We start from the raw sequence: 17,289 nt of genomic DNA, 5'->3' as shown, positions 1-17,289 counted from the left end.
GTTCGAACAGGGTTCGCCATTCTTGGTTAGTGCGTCGTTTGGCCATTTCAAATCTCCTTTGGGTTGGAGGTTTGATCTTATTATTCGGGCTAGACGATTAGAATGCGGGGTTTATGATGCGCTTACTGTAGAACTGTGTATTAAAAAGAATTAAAAAAGGCCCGTTTGGGCCTTTTGCTGTTTTGACTGGCCTTGTCACTCAATCACCAGTTGCCAGTTCACTTGTTGCCAGCGCTCTTGTTCACTTTGCAAATCGGCGGAGAGCAGTTTGTTATTGTCCAACCAATCAGCCTGTTGACCACGGAGCGTCCAGCAGTTGCCGTTCACTTCCAAACTGAATTCCGGCAAGGGATCATCGTTGCGCTGGCCGTTGATCAATATCGCCAAACGTAAAATGCGGATCAAATGCACCACTTGCTCTTTATCATAGAGATGGAAATCCGCCAGTTCCGTCAGCTTGAGCGATTTACGCTGATATCGGGTGAGGGAAGAGAGTAAAAGCTGCTGCTCGCTGTTAAAGCCAGGCATGTTGGTATGCTGGAGAATATAAGCCGAATGGCGCTGAAAAGCGCGTAAACTGATGCTCAGTCCCACTTCGTGCAGCAATGCGGCCCATTCGAGCATAGCGAACAGATCGCTCTTGCGCTTTATGCCGAGCGTTTGATGTACCTGCTCAAGTAGCTCTACGGCCAAGCCTTTTACTCGCGCAGCGTGCTCTAAGTCAACCAGATGCTTTTTCGCCAAGTTTTCTGTGGTGCGCATGCGGATGTCTGAACGTGCTAAGCGCGATTCCATTTCGTACATCAAGCCTTCGCGCAGCGCACCGTCAGAGTAGTGCATCTCTTTGATTTTTAGATCTTGGAAGATAGCGCTGAGAATAGCGACGCCAGCGGCAAATACGCTTTTTCGCTCTTCGGTTAAGCCGGGAAGCTCGATATCGTTGATGATGTCAAACTCGCACAGCACTTCAATTAGAGTGTTAAGGCGTGGGCCGGTAATGATACCGTCTTCAAAACCGATACCAATCAACACCTCGCGTATCGCTTTGATGGTACCTGAAGAGCCAAAAGCAATGTCCCAACCGCGTTTGCGATACTGCGCTGCGATCGATTCCAGTTTCTGCTCTGAGGCGAGAATCGCTTTGGAGAAGTTCTTCTTGGAAATCTTTCCGTTGCTAAAAAAACGGTTGGTGAAACTGACGCAGCCCATCTGTTTGCTGTTGAGCAGTTCCGGCTCGAACTCGGTGCCGATGATCATCTCGGTACTACCACCGCCGATATCAATCACCAGTTTCGATGTCGCCTCAATTTGCGTGTGGGTGACACCGAGATAGATAAGGCGTGCCTCTTCTTCCCCAGGAATGATTTCAATCGGGAAGGGCAGCACTTGCCGCGCACGTTGCAAAAAAACGTGCGCGTTTTTCGCTTGGCGCAGGGTATGTGTGGCGGCAATCCTGACATTATCTGCATCGAATCCTTGCAAGCGCTCGGCGAACATGGAGAGGCATTCAAGGCCGCGTTCCATCGCTTCATCGCTTAAGTTCATCTCATCGTCTAAACCATCTGCAAGCTGAACTCGTTGTTTATGACGGCTGACCAGTTGCAGATCTTCATTTGCAACTTTCGCGACGACCATGTGAAAGCTATTTGATCCAAGGTCAATAGCCGCTATCTCTCTGGTGTTACTGGCTGTTGTCATTCGTTTCTAATTGCCCTTTATTCTTACGTGTCTGTTTCTCTACATTTTTAAGATAGTCGTAAATCGCTATTTGAGAACGAATTTTTTTCCGGTTGCCGCGTTCAACGTAGCTGTTACTCATCTCTTTATCGATGCGGCGGGCTTTCACTGTATCGATAAATTGAATGTTGAGAATGTCGATAATACGCTGCTTGATGCGTGGATCTCTCACGGGGGCCATCACTTCGATTCGGTTATCGATATTGCGCTCCATCCAGTCGGCCGAGGAGATGTACACCAGCGGATTGCCGTCATTATGCACCACCAGAACACGAGGGTGCTCGAGGAAACGGTCAATAATACTGATGATCTCAATATTTTCACTGACGCCTTCAACACCAGGCACCAAAGAACACATACCGCGCACGATCATACGAATTTTCACGCCCGCATTATTGGCGCCGTACAGCTTGCTGATCAATCCTTTGTCAACCAAGTTGTTGACCTTAAGTGTAATCTCGGCTTTCTTGCCAGCTTTGGCATTGGCAATTTCGCTGTCGAGCAGACGATAGATCTGGGTACGTGAGTTGCGTGGTGAGACGATCAAATGGGTGAATTTCACCGGACGGAACGGATTCTCAATGTAACCAAACACCGCACGCACTTCCGCTGCGAGCTCTTGATCGGCCGTGAGCAGAGAAAAATCGGTGTAGATACGAGCGGTGCGCTCGTGGAAGTTTCCGGTGCCAATGTGGGCATAGCGGACAAATTGATCCTCCTCGCGCCGGGTGATCAACAGCAACTTGGCGTGGATTTTCATCCCCGGAACACCAAAAATGACGTGAACGCCCGCATCGGTCAGCACGCGCGACCACTCAATGTTGGCCTCTTCGTCAAAGCGAGCTTGCAGCTCGACTACCACCACTACGCGCTTACCGTTGTGCACCGCATCCACCAAAGAGCTCATCAAACGGGAATTTTTCGCCACGCGATAGATATTGATCTTAATGCTGACCACTTTCGGATCAAACGAGGCCTGGCGTACCAGCTCTGTGATGTGTTCGAAAGAGTGATAGGGGTAGTGCAGCAAAATATCCTGTGCACGGATCGCGTCAAAGGCGTTGGCGTGACCTTCAAAATCGGCGCAGCTCATTGGAGGCAGCGGTTTATTTTCTAAGTAATCACGGCCAACGTTTGGAAAGCCGATGAAATCTTTGAAATTATGGTAACGCCCCCCAGGGATCAAGCTGTCGTAATGAGAAATCCTTAATTTAAAACAGAGGTATTTCAGCATCTCTTCCGGCATTTCGCGCTCATAAACAAAGCGGATCGGAAGTGCGGTCAAACGTTGGCTTAAGCCTTCTGACATCTGCTCTAATAGGCTGTATTCCACTTCATGACGCAAGTCGTATTCGGCGTCGCGCGTCAGTTTCATTGCGTAGCCATTGAGTTCATCGTATTCGAAGAAACCACGAAAAATGTCGTTTAGGCAGTAACGGATGATGTTATCGAGCAAAATGATGGTTTTCTTTCGTTTGCCTTTTTGCTCTGGCACCATGACAAAACGTGGCAAGTGATCGGTTGGGATCTCAAGCAGGGCATACTTCGAGGTGCTGCCAGTTTTAAGCTCAACGGCGATGTAGGCGTATTCGTCTTTGAGAAATTGCAGCACGTCGATTTCGTCGGTCAACATCACTGGCGTGATGTGCGGTAGCACTTCTCTTCGGAAGTATTTGGTGATCCACTTTTGCTGTGATTCGTCCAACTGCCCTTCGTTGACCAAAAAAATTCGCCGACGTGCCATTTCACGAATGAGCTCACTGTAGAGCTCGTCAAAACGTTCATTCAGTTTGAGTGCTTTGGTTTGCATTTTCGACAATAAGTGCTTGGAAATGTCGTTGCCACCTTGCTCACGGTTAATCAGAATACGACGCTTGACATCGGAAAAGCGAACTTTATAGAACTCGTCCAAATTATTGGAGAAGATCCCCAAAAAGCGAATTCTTTCGATCAAAGGAACGGTTTTATCCGCCGCTTCCTGCAAAACTCTTTCATTGAAGGAGAGCCAACTGAGCTCTTTTTCGATATACAACTTTTCCGCGCTCATAACCTAACCTAACCTAACCTGACACTAATAAAAATTTATAGATAAGTGGTTCTTTAACCCTTATTGAGCAAGAACATTATGTGTTTTTTGTTACAGATTTATTTCATATCATGTTCTAGGTAATAGTTGTATTCTTTTCATACGGTTAATGTGATCTGTAATATAATTGTCATCTTAACGAAATATTATGCTTTTACGTGTAAATAGGTAGAGAGACAGATGGCCAGAGCCGGATTCACATTGCAGGAAAGAGACAAGTCGAGATTGCTCAAAGATCGACTGGCTCGTTTTGCTGTCACTTGTGGCGGTTTGGGCGTACTTGCAGCGTTAGTGCTGATTTTTGTCTACCTGGCGATGGTGGTGTTTCCGCTCTTTTCCGACGCCAAATTAGAGCGTAATTATCAAACAATGCCCGCAACGCTCTCTCAGCCAGTGGCGTTGGCGGTAGATGACTACGGTCAGCGCGCGATGAGCGTCAGTCAATCTGGTTTACTCTCTTTCTGGCAACTTGATCTGGGCATTCGTCTCAAAGAGATCCAGTTAACGGCCAATCCGCTGTTGTTCGCCCGTACTATTCCGGCGGTTGAATGGTATGGCTTTTTGGATGAAAGTGGTGAAGTGACGCTCTTCAAGCCCGAGTTCAACAGCTCGTTGGCGAAAGAAGTTCAGCAGCCAGATATCGAGTTTTACTCGCCAGAATTTAGCTTTCGTTTGGCTGAAAAGGGCGAGTCTGTCCGGCAGTTTGCTTTCAGTGTTAACCCTAACTCGCCCACTTTGGTTTGGCTTGATCGCGATGGCACTTTGTCGGCACGCTGGTTGATGAAGTCTGCGCTAACGCAGCGCCAAATCGATTTTAAGTTTGAAAGCTCGTTTAACGATATTGATCAACTGTTGCTGACGCCCGATGGCGCGACCTTGTATCTGCGTAGTGGCTCTGAGCTGATTATTGCCCGCAAGCGGCAAGAGGCTTTTCGCGTTCGAGAGGTGGTGGATTTAACCTTGGGGGATAAAAAGCACTCGGTAAGAAATATCGATCTTTTGGCGGGCGCATACTCCTTATTGGTCACGCACAATGATGGTCGGGTGTCGCAGTGGTTTGATACGCGTCGCGACAATCAGCGCCGCTTAACGCACATTCGTGATTTCAAATTGGCCTCACAGGTGCAGTATCTGCTTCCTGATACGCATCGCAAGGGCTTCTACAGTTTTTACACCAATGGCACTTTGCAAAGCCACTACACCACCAGTGAAAAGTTGGTGCTGTTTTCTCGCGCTTTCTCTCAAGCGCCGCAGCTTTCGGCCATGTCCAATAATGAGCACTACCTGCTCTCTTATTTTCCCGGCCAGTTGAATGTTACCAAAGTAGAGAATCCGTATCCGGAAGTGTCACTCTCTTCGTTGTGGCAACGAGTGTGGTATGAAGGTTACCCGGAGCCGCAGTTTGTCTGGCAATCGACTTCGGCCAGTGATGACTTTGAAGCCAAATTCAGTCTTATTCCTATCGCATTCGGAACCATCAAAGCAGCGATGTTTGCCATGCTCTTTTCGGTGCCGATCGCGGTGCTCGGTGCCATATATACCGCTTATTTTATGGCGCCGAGAATGCGCCGGGTGGTGAAGCCGTCGATCGAATTGATGGAAGCGATGCCAACCGTCATCATCGGTTTTCTCGCTGGGCTTTGGTTCGCCCCTATTGTTGAAAACCATCTGATTTCGGTGATATCGCTGATGATCTTTTTGCCGCTGAGCACCATCGTGGTGGGGGCACTGTGGCGTCTATTGCCAGCCAACTGTCGACACAGCATCCCCAACGGTTGGCATGCGTTGATCTTGATGCCTACACTGCTGGTGATGCTGCCGATTGGCCTTTGGCTTGCGCCAAGCATCGAACACATCTGGTTTGGCGGCGATATTCGTCTCTACCTGTCGGAGCACGGCATTGGCTTTGATCAGCGTAACGCGCTGGTGGTGGGGTTGGCGATGGGCTTTGCGGTGATCCCGACCATCTTTACTATCGCCGAAGATGCGATTTTCTCGGTGCCAAAGCATCTGTCGGATGGGTCGTTGGCACTTGGTGCAACACCTTGGCAAACCTTAACGCGTGTGGTGTTGCTCACTGCCAGCCCAGGGATTTTTTCTGCCATTATGATGGGGCTTGGCCGCGCGGTGGGAGAAACCATGATCGTCCTGATGGCGACAGGCAACACGCCTATGATGGACTGGAACATTCTCGAAGGGATGCGAACCCTCTCTGCCACTATTGCGGTGGAACTTCCTGAGTCTGAAGTGGGCAGTTCTCATTTCCGTCTGCTGTTTTTATCCGCGCTCCTGCTGTTTGTCTTTACCTTCGCAGTTAACTCTGTGGCGGAATGGGTGCGTCAGCGATTAAGAGAAAAATACCGTGCACTTTAACCACCGAACGACGAAAGGAGAATGTGGGTGCTGAATTGGTTTCGCTCTGGCGCACCGTGGATCTGGCTAACGGGTGGCGCGGTCAGTATCAGTTTGTTGGCTGTACTTGGGCTGCTCACTTTGATTGGCTGGAAAGGGCTTAACTACTTCTGGCCCGAGCCAGTGTATCAATGGACATTGCTTGAGGCGCCCGTCGCTCATCAAACCTTGCCGCTCAAAGTCGGTGAGCGGATTGTAGGGCAGTTGTATCAAAAAGAGCGGATACCTACCGCCCAACTCCCTGAGCCATGGCAAACCTTGGCGGCAGGAGAGGATCAGCTCACGCGTTTAAACATTAAAATGGCCAATCGTGAACGCTACCCGTCGGAGTTTCTCTCGCTACTACAAGTACAACTGAGTGAGGCGCAGATTCCGAGTGATATTGCGGTGATAGAACGTAGCCGAGGCGGGTATTTTTTTGGCCGCATCCTCGCGTTTGTTGATGAAGGTGTGCAAACCACTCAAGGAGTGTTGCCGCTGCTGGATGAGAAGATCGGCTACGCGCAGCGACTGCGTGAAGAGATCACCCTGATCGTTGAGCACAACATCAAACCGCTCAGTTGGCGCTTAGAGCAATTACGCCTTGAAAAGCGTAAACGTGAATTGAACAAAACGGTGACGCCAGATTACTTGTCGAATTACCTCACGCAGAAAGCGCAGTTTGAGTTGCAGCTCTCCAATTATGATCAGCAGTTGGATAGCCTGCGTTTGCAATTGACGGGCTATTCTTTGATCGTTGAGGATATGACAGGCGAACGAGTGCCGATCGCACTGAGTGATATTCTTGACTACTGGTTGCCAAACCAAATGAATTTTGCGCAGAAAATGGGGCATTGGGCGCAGCAACTTTGGAAGTTCTTGTCTGATGATCCCCGTGAGTCTAATTCTGAAGGCGGAGTCTTTCCTGCGATTTTTGGTACGGTTTTTCTGGTTTTGATCATGTCAATCATTGTGATGCCGCTTGGTGTGATTGCCGCCATTTATCTGCATGAGTACGCGAAAAACAATGCCTTTACTCGCATTATTCGCATCGCAGTGATTAACTTAGCGGGTGTGCCGTCGATCGTTTATGGGGTGTTTGGTCTGGGCTTTTTTGTCTACACCATTGGCGGCTCTATCGACGAATTGTTCTACGCTGAACGTTTGCCAGCGCCAACGTTTGGTACACCGGGGTTGCTTTGGTCGGCGCTCACTTTGGCTGTACTGACTCTGCCCGTGGTGATTGTGACCAGCGAAGAGGGCCTGACGCGCATTCCTAACTCGGTGCGACACGGCTCTTTGGCGCTTGGCGCAACGCAATATGAAACCTTGTGGCGAGTGGTTATACCGATGGCGACCCCCGCGATCATCACGGGTTTGATTCTGGCCATTGCTCGGGCAGCAGGGGAAGTGGCGCCGTTGATGCTGGTGGGTGTGGTGAAGCTGGCGTCGAGTTTACCTGTGGATGGTCAGTTTCCGTATGTCCATCTCGATCGCAAGTTCATGCATCTGGGTTTCCACATCTACGATGTTGGTTTTCAGACCTCCAATATCGAAGCGGCAAGGCCATTGGTATACGCTACCTCTTTTCTGCTGGTCACAGTGATCGTCGGGCTTAATTTAACCGCCATTAGCATCCGTAATAACTTACGAGAAAAATATCGTACTTTGGGGCAAGACTGAGATGTTTTCAATTAACGAGACCTTGGGGTATCAAGCTCCATTGGACGTAAGCCGCTTGAGCGATGAGCAAACTGCTATCTGCATTGAGGATTTAAACCTCTATTATGGACAAACTCAGGCGCTGCATGGCATATCGATGCGCATTCCCAAAGGACGGGTGACGGCTTTTATCGGCCCGTCAGGTTGTGGAAAATCGACCCTGTTGCGCTGCATTAACCGTATGAATGATTTGGTCGAAGGGTGCCGTGTGACCGGGCAAGTCAAACTGCACGGCAAGAATGTTTACGATATGGGCGTTGATGTGGCCACGCTACGTCGCCGAGTGGGCATGGTGTTTCAAAGGCCTAACCCATTTCCTAAATCGATTTATGAAAACGTCGTGTATGGTTTGCGTTTACAAGGGATAAAAAATAGCCGAGCGCTAGACGACGCTGCAGAGCGAGCTTTGCGCTCGGCGGCGTTGTGGGATGAAGTGAAAGATCGTCTGCACGAAAACGCATTCGGTTTATCGGGGGGGCAACAGCAACGATTGGTGATTGCGCGTGCCATCGCCATTGAGCCAGAAGTGCTATTGTTAGATGAACCCACCTCCGCTTTGGATCCGATCTCTACTCTAACCATTGAGGAGCTTATCAATGAGCTTAAGACTCAATATACTGTGGTAATTGTCACCCATAACATGCAGCAAGCGGCGCGCGTGAGCGATTACACCGCTTTCATTCATATGGGAAAACTGATTGAATATTCGGATGCCGATACTATCTTTACCTCTCCGGTGAAAAAGCAAACCGAGGATTACATTACCGGCCGTTACGGTTAATCGTAACAATGCGCGGATCACCACCACAATCGAAAAAGGAACGCTATGCATTTTGGTCGTCATATCTCTGGTCAGTTTAATGTCGAGTTAGAGTCGATTCGTACTCATGTGTTGACCATGGGAGGATTGGTGGAACAGCAACTCTCGTTTGCGATGCAGGCATTACATAATGACGATGTGGAACTGGCGAAGCGGGTGGTGCGTGACGACCATAAAGTCAATGCGATGGAAGTATCGATAGACGACGCTTGTACGCGCATTATTGCCAAGCGGCAGCCTACGGCAAAAGATCTGCGTTTGATCATGGCGATCATCAAAACGATTACCGATTTAGAGCGCATCGGTGATGTGGCAACCAAAATGGCCTACGTGGCAATTGAGAGCCCGTCGTCTAAAGAGAGTCAGTTTCATGTGTCGTTGGAGCCACTCGCTCGTCAGGCGATTGGCATGTTGCATCAAGTACTCGATGCCTTTGCGCGCATGGATGTCGATGCGGCGGCAAAAGTACATAAAATGGATGATAAGCTGGATGCGGAATACGAAGCGGTGATCCGCCAGTTGATGACCTACATGATGGAAAATCCGAAAAACATCCCCAATATATTGCAAGTGATGTGGTCGGCGCGCGCGATAGAGCGAGTGGGTGATCGTTGCCAGAATATCTGCGAATACATCATTTACTTTGTGAAAGGCAAAGATGTGCGTCATTTGGGCGATCAGGGCATCAACGACGCCCTGAAATAGCCGGTTTTAATATTTCTGCGGCACCAAGGTCTGCTCTTCAACGGGGGAACGGACGTAGCCTTCTTTGTTGATTTCTGGCAGTTCAATCGGTGGATGTTGCAGCTCCTGATAATCCACTTGGCTGAGCAGATGGTGAATGCAGTTGAGTCTTGCTTTGCGTTTATCGTCCGACGGTACCACCCACCAAGGGCTATGTTTGGTGTCGGTATAGGCAAACATCTTGTCTTTGGCTTGTGAGTATTCGGCCCAGCGATTGCGCGATTCCAGATCCATCGGGCTAAATTTCCAGCGTTTGATAGGCGTATTTATCCGCTCCAGAAAGCGCTTCTCTTGCTCTTCATCGGAAACAGAGAACCAATATTTGAGCAAAATGATCCCTGACCGTTGCAGCATGCGTTCAAACTCAGGGCAGGCTCGTAGAAACTCTTCATATTCATCTTGAGAGCAGAAGCCCATCACTTTTTCGACCCCGGCACGGTTGTACCAACTGCGGTCAAACAGCACGATTTCACCAGCGGACGGCAGATGAGCGACGTAACGCTGAAAATACCACTGGGTTTTCTCTTTTTCCGTTGGAGCAGGCAAAGCCGATACTCGACAGACGCGGGGATTGAGCTTTTCCGTAATGCGTTTGATAACGCCACCTTTGCCCGCTGCGTCGCGGCCTTCGAAGATCACCACGACTTTCAAGCCTTTGTATTTGACCCACTCTTGCAGTTTAACCAGTTCAATCTGTAACTGCTCTAGTTCACGCTCGTAGAGCTTGCGCTTCAATTTGCCCATCGAAAGTCCCTCCTTGGATAGTGGCAAGTGGTCATCTTAACATTGAGCCTTAGCAAAAAAAGAGCGGATTCAGTTATTTGAGAACTGAAACTGTCTTGGCAATCGCCTCAATGTCGGTCAGTGGGATCATAAAATCATCAATATTGGCTGCGCCCATTTTGCTTTGCTCGGCGATGAAGTGCATTTTGCTCGGGCGTACGCCTTTACCAGAGAGATGCACTTCCGTGACGTGGCTTTTTGCTACTAACTCTTTGACATTACTGGCGTTCACTCCAGCGCCCGCCATGATGGCAATACGCCCTGCGGCTTGCTCAACCAACGAAGCCAGTAGCGCTGCGCCTTGCGGTGCTGAAGGCGCAAGGCCAGAGGTGAGAATGCGCTCGCAGCCAAGTGCGATAATGTCTTCCAGTGCTTGTTTGGGCTCGCAGCATTGGTCAAACGCACGATGAAAGGTGACGCCTAGACCTAAAGCAGTGGCATGCTGGCATAAGCGTTGAGTACGTTTGCGATCAATTGAGCCGTCTGGGTTGAGCAAGCCCAGTACAACGCCTTGCAACCCAGCGCGATGCGCCATCTCGATATCCCACATCATGATCTCCACTTCCTCTTCAGTATAGAAAAAGTCCCCTTGGCGTGGGCGAATCATGGCGTAGACCGGAATCGGCGAGTGCGCCGCGGCTTGGCGCATAAAGCCAAAGCTTGGGGTGAGGCCACCCAGTGCAAGCGATGAACAGAGTTCTATCCGCGTCGCGCCACCTGCAATCGCTTGGTGCAGGGATTCAATGTTGTCGATACATACTTCAATTTGGTAATTCACCATAGGGGTGCTCTTGTGCCGGTAACAGGAAAAACGAGCTTTATGATAACAGGTGAGCGTTGCGTGACGCGGAGAGAATAGGGGTAAAGATGAGCGCGAAGCTTGCCCTTTTTGGCCAGTAGACAGACAAACAAAAGCCCGATGACTGGCATCGGGCTTGGATAGGACTTTACTTTTAACTGATTGGCGTTGGCGATTTATCGCACAGTAATGTTTTATTTCTCTATGAGAATCATCCAACCATTCACCCGTTGAGCGCGGGTGTTAAAAGGTCAATTATTTCTTAGCTAGATCAGATGCGTGTTCCGCTAGGAAGCTTGCAACGCCTTTTGGTGAAGCGTCCATACCTGCTTTACCTTCTTCCCACTGAGCAGGACATACTTCGCCGTGCTTCTGGTGGAAGTTCAGTGCGTCAACCATGCGTAGCATTTCGTCGATGTTACGGCCTAGAGGTAGGTCGTTAACTACTTGGTGACGTACTAGACCGTCTTCGTCGATAAGGAAAGAACCACGGAAAGCAACGCCTGCTTCTGGGTGCTCTACGTCGTACGCTTTACAGATTTCGTGCTTAACGTCTGCAACCAGTGGGTATTTAACTTGACCGATACCGCCGTTCTCAACAGCAGTGTTACGCCATGCGTTGTGAGAGAACTGAGAGTCGATAGATACACCGATAACTTCAACGCCTTTCGCTTTGAAATCTTCGTAACGGTTGTCGAACGCGATCAACTCTGATGGGCAAACGAAAGTGAAATCTAGTGGGTAGAAGAAAACAACTGCCTTCTTACCTTTAGTGAATTCAGCAAAGTTGAAGCTATCAACGATTTCACCGTTACCTAGAACAGCTGCAGCAGTAAAATCTGGGGCTTGACGACCTACTAGTACCATTTTTTGCTCCTAAAAATATAGTTAGTTCCTGACCGAGAGAGCTCTCTTCGGTCTGGTCCGTGTTTTTGCGAGACAAACTATAGTACAGATTGTAGTATTGAAAAAAGCGAAATAAATAGATTAGGTTCATCGAAAAAAGCGATAGACCGATTTCCTCCGAGTCAATCAAACAAACGACGGTAAATAATAATAATTCTATGAATAAGTGGCCCAGTCTTAAGCAGTTACACTATCTCATCACCTTGTACGAAACTCGCCATTTTAGCGATGCGGCTGAGCGGTGTTTTGTCAGTCAATCGACTTTAAGTAAAGGGATACAAAATCTCGAAGAGCTGATTGGTTGTCCGTTGTACGAGAAAAAAGACAAAAAGAGCCCGCTGGTGTTTACTCAGGCCGGCGAGCTGGTGGTGCTGCACGGGCGTGAGTTATTAGCCAAAGGGCAGGATTTGGTGGAGCTTGGCAACTTGTGTCAAGGAGACGGCATGCAAGGGCAACTCAAAGTGGGTTGCATCCCGACCATCGCCCCTTTCTTGCTCGGCGACCTCGTTCAAGACGTGAACCAACGTTTTCCGCAGCTCAACCTGCTTTTGCGTGAAGATACCACAACCAATCTGTTAACGGCCTTGCGTCACGGTGAGTTGGACGTGTTGATCTTGGCGCTGCCTGTCGATATTGAGGGGATGGAGAGCCGGGGAGTTGGTCAAGATCCGTTTAAGATGGTGATCAGCCGCCATCAAGCAGACAAAATCAAAGTGCCGATTCGTTATTGTGATTTGCCAGATGAGTCGGTATTTCTTTTGGAGCGCGAGCACTGCTTGACCGAGCATGCGGTCTCCGCTTGCAAACTCACGGATAAAGAGAAAATCAATCCATTCAGTGCTACCAGCTTGCATACACTAGTGCAGATGGTGGCGAATGGGTTAGGCACGACATTCATTCCCCAAATGGCGATCGATCATGGCCTGCTCGACAACCAAAATCTAGTCGTGGTGGAGCCACCCGGCCAACTCGCTTACCGTGATATTGGTCTGGTTTGGCGACCTGGTTCGGCACGGACGCAAATTTTCCATCAATTGGCGGATGTGGTTTCAGAGCTACTGTAGCAAATAGTATTAGCTCTATTTTTCGCTATTGTCATCAAAGGCACGCTATAAAAAGCGTGCCTTTTAGCATTTTATGCTACTGGTGCAGTTTGACTTGTAAAATTTTACAGCAATTCTTTGGTGAAGCTTTCATAAAATTGTAAAACTTCACAATGTTAATTTTACACATTCGCGCTCATGCTCTGTTTAAAATATCTCCAGCTTATGATTCACAGCGCAAGTAAATAAAGGCCTTTTATCCCCATGTATCGATTCATACACCTGTTTTAAACCCGATTTGCGAGCTTAAATTAATGTAATTAAATTACGTAATAAATTACATTTCAAATGGAAAAATCAAGCACTTGTTTCAAACGGAATAAAACTTCGAATTTAACGCTTTGTTTACTTTTGAACTTTTACTCTAACGCATGTTGGTGTAAGTTAATTAAAGGCTTGTAAGACTTATGTCTAGATTGATATTGCAAAGCATCTCAGAGATGTTAAAGACATAAAGCCGAAACGTTAGGTGAAGAAACCATGAAAAGCGAGGATGTATTTTGTGGTTTTAAAGTTACAAATGTTGCTTTGCCTTTCACAAGCAAACTAATTTAAGGAAGAAGAAACATGCTTGCTCAAACTCCCGAGAAACAAAACGCACCCACTGAACAGCAACAGACCCAAGGCATGCTTGAGGTGACTGGCAAGCTATCGCCAGAGCATCAAGCAATTTTCCCTGTTGAGGCCCAAACCTTTTTATCTCAGTTGTGTGCTAGGTTTGCCTCTCAAGTCGATGAACTGCTTACTGCCCGTGAAGAGAGACAGGAGCGTATCGACCAAGGCGAACTGCCCGATTTTCTGCCGCAAACGCAGGATATCCGTGAAGGGAGTTGGAAGATCCTTGGTATACCTCACGATCTGCAAGATCGTCGAGTGGAGATTACTGGTCCCACCGATCGCAAAATGGTGATCAATGCCCTCAATGCCAACGTCAAAGTGTTCATGGCGGATTTCGAAGATTCCATGTCGCCAGCTTGGGAGAAAGTGTTAGATGGTCAAATCAACTTGCGCGATGCGGTCAACGGCACCATCTCGTATACCAATTCAGACAATGGCAAGCACTACCAACTGGTGGAAAATCCAGCGGTGCTCATCTGCCGTGTGCGCGGCCTGCATCTGAGAGAAAAACATGTCACGTGGCAGGGAGAGATCATTCACGGAGCATTGTTTGATTTCGCGCTCTACTTTTATAACAACTACAAAGCGTTACTAAAAAAAGGCAGCGGTCCTTATTTCTACCTGCCTAAACTGCAGTCTCACCATGAAGCGAAGTGGTGGAGTGAGGTATTCCATTTCACCGAAGATTATTTCGGTCTAGACACAGGTACGATTAAAGCGACAGTGCTGATCGAAACGCTTCCAGCAGTGTTTGAAATGGATGAAATTCTCTTTTCTCTCAAAGAGCACATCGTCGGTCTGAACTGTGGCCGCTGGGACTATATTTTCAGCTACATCAAGACCTTGAAAAAACATCCAGATCGCGTTCTGCCAGATCGCCAAGTCGTAACGATGGATAAGCCTTTCCTCAACGCTTACTCGCGTTTGCTTATCCGTACTTGCCACAAACGTGGTGCCTTTGCGATGGGAGGAATGGCGGCGTTTATTCCCGCTAAAGATCCAGTAGAAAACCAGCGCGTTTTAGACAAAATCCTTAACGATAAAATGCTGGAAGCCAACAATGGCCACGACGGCACTTGGGTTGCTCACCCAGGTTTGGCGGACACCGCAATGGCCGTGTTTAATCAAGTGTTTGGCGAGCGTAGCAACCAACTGGATGTTAGCCGCGAGCAAGATGCGCCGATCAGCGCTGAGGAACTGCTTGCACCATGCGGCGGAGAGAGAACAGAGCATGGCATGCGTCACAACATTCGAGTCGCGCTGCAATACATCGAAGCGTGGATCTCCGGTAACGGCTGTGTACCGATTTACGGCTTGATGGAGGATGCTGCGACGGCTGAGATCTCGCGCGCCTCAATTTGGCAATGGATTCAACATCAGAAAACCTTAGATAACGGTTTAACGGTCACTAAAGCGCTGTTTGAACAATACCTCAAAGAAGAAATTGAGGTCGTGAAACAGGAAATAGGTGACGTGCGTTATCAAGCCGGACGCTTTGTTGAAGCCGCCGAGCTAATGGCAAGGTTAACCACCAGCGATGAACTGAGTAATTTCTTAACGGTTCCAGGTTACGACTATCTGGACTGAGTGAAAAACTGATAACTGAACACCGACAACTTACTACCAATAACGTGAACAACTTGAAGGCAGATAAGGAAGTACTGCCGGAGAAATGGAAACTCAAAAGCGCCGTGAAGCGCCAATAATAAAGAGGGATAGACCAATGACATTAACTCGCCGCCAACAAATCGAAGCTCTAGAAAAAGACTGGGCAACCAATCCTCGCTGGAAGCACGTCAAGCGTCCATACACCGCTGAAGAAGTGGTGGATCTGCGTGGTTCTATTGTTCCTGCCAACACGCTGGCCCAACGTGGCGCAGATAAGTTGTGGTCGCTGGTCAACGGGAGCGCCAAAAAAGGTTATGTAAACTGTTTGGGTGCACTGACGGGTGGTCAGGCGGTTCAACAAGCGAAAGCGGGCATTGAAGCCATCTATCTGTCTGGTTGGCAGGTTGCTGCGGACAACAACACCGCATCTACCATGTACCCAGATCAGTCACTCTATCCAGTTGATTCGGTACCTTCAGTGGTGAAGCGCATCAACAACTCGTTCCGTCGTGCAGACCAAATTCAGTGGGCGAATGGTAAATCGCCAGAAGAGGGTGGCATTGACTACTTCCTGCCGATTGTGGCTGACGCTGAAGCGGGCTTTGGTGGCGTATTGAACGCCTACGAGCTGATGAAATCGATGATTGAAGCAGGCGCGGCAGGCGTGCATTTTGAAGATCAGCTTGCATCGGTGAAAAAATGTGGCCACATGGGCGGTAAAGTATTAGTACCAACGCAAGAAGCGGTGCAAAAACTGGTGGCAGCTCGATTGGCTGCTGACGTTGCGGGCACAACGACGCTGGTTATTGCTCGTACCGACGCCAACGCTGCAGACTTGCTTACCTCAGATTGCGACCCTTATGATGCCGACTTCATCGTTGGTGAGCGTACTCAAGAAGGTTTCTACCGCGTACGTGCCGGCATTGAACAGGCGATTTCTCGTGGTCTTGCTTACGCGCCTTACGCTGACCTTATCTGGTGTGAAACAGCCACACCATGTCTAGAAGAAGCGCGTAAGTTTGCAGAGGCTATTCATGCGCAATACCCAGACCAACTGCTGGCGTACAACTGCTCGCCATCATTTAACTGGGAGAAGAACTTGGATGCCGAAACCATCGCCAAGTTCCAGCAAGAGCTGTCGGATATGGGCTACAAATACCAGTTCATCACCTTGGCGGGCATTCACAATATGTGGTTCAACATGTTTGAACTGGCGCACGCTTACGCGCAAGGCGAAGGGATGCGTCACTATGTTGAGAAAGTGCAGCGTCCTGAGTTCCAAGCTGCGGAGAAAGGTTACACCTTCGTTGCGCACCAGCAAGAAGTGGGTACTGGCTACTTTGACCGTATGACCAACACCATTCAGGGCGGCAACTCATCCGTCACGGCGCTCACGGGCTCAACAGAAGAAGATCAGTTCCATTAATATCAGTGCAAAATGCTTAAGAGCGGCTTCGGCCGCTCTTTTGTGTTCCAATGCTAGCTATACATCCGGCGGTGATCTTGGTCTCTAGAGATCGTCTTCCATTTCCAGCTCGTCGGGTTCCACTTCTTCTTGCAGTTCCAGTAAGTTAATCGCGATGGTGACAAAATCCGAGTCGGTGATAATGCCCACCAACTGACCTCTATCGACCACAGGTAAACAGCCGACTTTGTGCTTTTGCATGTACAGGGCGCTCTCTTTAAGCCCGGCTTTTGGCTCGGCGGTCATAATGCTGCTGTGCATCATTTCATAAAGCGGCGTATCGTCGGTGTAGGATTGATCGGCTGGCGCGTTGTGTAAGCTGGATTCTTGCGCCGCGAGAATATCGCGTTGGGTTACGATTCCCAGCAAGCGTTTGTTCGCGTCAACAATCGGGATGTGTCTGATGTCGAGTGCGGCCATCATATTGCGCGCATCTGCTAAGGTATGCGAACGCAACAAGGTATGAGGGTTGCGAGTCATCATATCTTCTACTTTGATCATGGTGTC

At 48.9% G+C, this 17,289-nt stretch carries 13 protein-coding genes; 7 read left to right on the top strand and 6 right to left on the bottom strand.

What is annotated here, in order from left to right:
- Positions 1-195: 195 nt before the first annotated feature.
- Both ppx and ppk1 read right to left on the bottom strand, forming a co-directional pair.
- A complete protein-coding gene (ppx, locus tag UF06_RS11675) occupies positions 196-1,698 on the bottom strand; it encodes an exopolyphosphatase (protein WP_045570612.1) in 1,503 nt (500 codons plus the stop codon).
- The gene (gene ppk1 / locus UF06_RS11670) at positions 1,682-3,784 is read right to left on the bottom strand and encodes a polyphosphate kinase 1 (RefSeq protein ID WP_045570611.1); all 2,103 of its coding nucleotides are present in this window, start codon (positions 3,782-3,784) and stop codon (positions 1,682-1,684) included. The genes ppx and ppk1 overlap by 17 nt, the downstream gene beginning before the upstream one ends.
- A gap of 219 nt (positions 3,785-4,003) precedes the next feature.
- Here ppk1 and UF06_RS11665 point away from each other — a divergent pair, with 219 nt between their 5' ends.
- The 4 genes from UF06_RS11665 to phoU are packed head-to-tail and all read left to right on the top strand — an operon-like array spanning position 4,004 to position 9,461.
- Positions 4,004-6,196, top strand: coding sequence for an ABC transporter permease subunit (locus UF06_RS11665; protein ID WP_045570610.1), 2,193 nt, complete (start codon positions 4,004-4,006; stop codon positions 6,194-6,196).
- 21 nt (positions 6,197-6,217) lie between these two features.
- On the top strand, positions 6,218-7,897 hold the full coding sequence (gene pstA, locus UF06_RS11660; RefSeq protein WP_045570609.1) for a phosphate ABC transporter permease PstA: 1,680 nt from the start codon (positions 6,218-6,220) through the stop codon (positions 7,895-7,897).
- A 1-nt stretch (position 7,898) separates the two neighbouring features.
- Positions 7,899-8,717, top strand: a complete 819-nt coding sequence (gene pstB / locus UF06_RS11655) for a phosphate ABC transporter ATP-binding protein PstB (RefSeq protein WP_039424249.1) — start codon at positions 7,899-7,901, stop codon at positions 8,715-8,717.
- A 45-nt stretch (positions 8,718-8,762) separates the two neighbouring features.
- Positions 8,763-9,461, top strand: coding sequence for a phosphate signaling complex protein PhoU (phoU, locus tag UF06_RS11650; RefSeq protein WP_039424252.1), 699 nt, complete (start codon positions 8,763-8,765; stop codon positions 9,459-9,461).
- A 6-nt stretch (positions 9,462-9,467) separates the two neighbouring features.
- Here the strand turns inward: phoU and ppk2 are convergent, their stop codons facing one another.
- The 3 genes from ppk2 to UF06_RS11635 all read right to left on the bottom strand — a co-directional run bounded on the left by ppk2 (position 9,468) and on the right by UF06_RS11635 (position 11,949).
- Positions 9,468-10,244 (bottom strand): polyphosphate kinase 2, encoded by a 777-nt coding sequence (gene ppk2 / locus UF06_RS11645; RefSeq protein WP_045570608.1) that lies wholly within the window; start codon positions 10,242-10,244, stop codon positions 9,468-9,470.
- A 73-nt stretch (positions 10,245-10,317) separates the two neighbouring features.
- The gene (locus UF06_RS11640; protein ID WP_045570617.1) at positions 10,318-11,061 is read right to left on the bottom strand and encodes a copper homeostasis protein CutC; all 744 of its coding nucleotides are present in this window, start codon (positions 11,059-11,061) and stop codon (positions 10,318-10,320) included.
- Positions 11,062-11,337: 276 nt separating this feature from the next.
- A complete protein-coding gene (locus UF06_RS11635; protein ID WP_039424257.1) occupies positions 11,338-11,949 on the bottom strand; it encodes a peroxiredoxin C in 612 nt (203 codons plus the stop codon).
- A 197-nt stretch (positions 11,950-12,146) separates the two neighbouring features.
- Between UF06_RS11635 and UF06_RS11630 the strand changes: the two genes are divergently transcribed.
- The 3 genes from UF06_RS11630 (at position 12,147) to aceA (ending at position 16,743) form a co-directional block, all read left to right on the top strand.
- Complete coding sequence (locus UF06_RS11630; RefSeq protein WP_045570607.1) at positions 12,147-13,052, top strand: hydrogen peroxide-inducible genes activator; 906 nt, start codon at positions 12,147-12,149, stop codon at positions 13,050-13,052.
- A gap of 606 nt (positions 13,053-13,658) precedes the next feature.
- Entirely contained in the window at positions 13,659-15,296 is a 1,638-nt protein-coding gene (gene aceB, locus UF06_RS11625; protein WP_045570606.1) for a malate synthase A, read from the top strand.
- Between the two features lie 136 nt (positions 15,297-15,432).
- Complete coding sequence (gene aceA / locus UF06_RS11620) at positions 15,433-16,743, top strand: isocitrate lyase (RefSeq protein WP_045570605.1); 1,311 nt, start codon at positions 15,433-15,435, stop codon at positions 16,741-16,743.
- 84 nt (positions 16,744-16,827) lie between these two features.
- On the opposite strand, the gene UF06_RS11615 is transcribed toward aceA, so the two are convergent.
- Complete coding sequence (locus tag UF06_RS11615; protein WP_045570604.1) at positions 16,828-17,283, bottom strand: CBS domain-containing protein; 456 nt, start codon at positions 17,281-17,283, stop codon at positions 16,828-16,830.
- Between the last annotated feature and the right edge of the window lie 6 nt (positions 17,284-17,289).

Source organism: Vibrio sp. S234-5 (genome assembly GCF_000960595.1).
Classification (GTDB): Bacteria; Pseudomonadota; Gammaproteobacteria; order Enterobacterales; family Vibrionaceae; genus Vibrio.
The sequence above is the reverse complement of the archived record's forward strand: the minus strand, read 5'-3'. Positions and strand labels throughout refer to the sequence as shown.

Coding starts and splice junctions, on each gene's coding strand:
- UF06_RS11665 (WP_045570610.1), top strand. CDS start 4,004: ATGGCCAGAGCCGGATTCACATTGCAGGAAAGAGACAAGTCGAGATTG.
- phoU (WP_039424252.1), top strand. CDS start 8,763: ATGCATTTTGGTCGTCATATCTCTGGTCAGTTTAATGTCGAGTTAGAG.
- UF06_RS11635 (WP_039424257.1), bottom strand. CDS start 11,949: ATGGTACTAGTAGGTCGTCAAGCCCCAGATTTTACTGCTGCAGCTGTT.
- ppk2 (WP_045570608.1), bottom strand. CDS start 10,244: ATGGGCAAATTGAAGCGCAAGCTCTACGAGCGTGAACTAGAGCAGTTA.
- pstB (WP_039424249.1), top strand. CDS start 7,899: ATGTTTTCAATTAACGAGACCTTGGGGTATCAAGCTCCATTGGACGTA.
- pstA (WP_045570609.1), top strand. CDS start 6,218: ATGTGGGTGCTGAATTGGTTTCGCTCTGGCGCACCGTGGATCTGGCTA.
- ppx (WP_045570612.1), bottom strand. CDS start 1,698: ATGACAACAGCCAGTAACACCAGAGAGATAGCGGCTATTGACCTTGGA.
- ppk1 (WP_045570611.1), bottom strand. CDS start 3,784: ATGAGCGCGGAAAAGTTGTATATCGAAAAAGAGCTCAGTTGGCTCTCC.
- UF06_RS11630 (WP_045570607.1), top strand. CDS start 12,147: ATGAATAAGTGGCCCAGTCTTAAGCAGTTACACTATCTCATCACCTTG.
- UF06_RS11615 (WP_045570604.1), bottom strand. CDS start 17,283: ATGATCAAAGTAGAAGATATGATGACTCGCAACCCTCATACCTTGTTG.
- aceB (WP_045570606.1), top strand. CDS start 13,659: ATGCTTGCTCAAACTCCCGAGAAACAAAACGCACCCACTGAACAGCAA.
- aceA (WP_045570605.1), top strand. CDS start 15,433: ATGACATTAACTCGCCGCCAACAAATCGAAGCTCTAGAAAAAGACTGG.